Annotated in this window: 1 protein-coding gene; it reads left to right on the forward strand. The window is 62.1% G+C overall.

The features are described from left to right. The first annotated feature begins 204 nt into the window (after positions 1-204). Positions 205-357, forward strand: a complete 153-nt coding sequence (locus tag F3J45_RS29710) for a hypothetical protein (protein ID WP_167070882.1) — start codon at positions 205-207, stop codon at positions 355-357. Positions 358-470 lie beyond the last annotated feature (113 nt).

Raw genomic sequence — 470 nt, forward strand, 5'->3', positions numbered from 1 at the left:
TTGCTCCCGGGAGGACCGCGCTGCAGGCCCCATCCTGGGGCCCAGCGCTTGACGGGCATCCATGCCCGTCACCTCCCTCCGCAAGACCTCCGTTCGGCCTCCTGAGGTCGCGATTGGTGTTGCCTGAGCTATTGCGCGTTTAGAAGCAAGAGCAAAAGCAAAAGCAAGGCAAGGAGCGGCTTTAGCTGCCAAGCAGGCGACGCGGTGGATGGCACCGGCTTTGCCGGTGTTCGCGAGCTGCGCTCCTACAGGATTGAATTTGCTTTTGCTTTTGCTTTTGCTTTTGCTTTTGCTTTTGCTTCTAAGCGCACGGTAGCTCAGCAAACGCAGATTGCGACCTTAGGAGGCCGAGCGTAGGCCTTGCGGAGGGAGGTGACGGGCATGGATGCCCGTCAAGCGCTGGGCCCCAGGATGGGGCCTGCAGCGCGGTCCTCCCGGGAGCAAGGCCGGAGCGAGGGAACCCCGAAGCG

Source organism: Pantoea sp. Ap-967 (genome assembly GCF_011752565.1).
In the GTDB taxonomy this organism is placed as follows: Bacteria; Pseudomonadota; Gammaproteobacteria; order Pseudomonadales; family Pseudomonadaceae; genus Aquipseudomonas.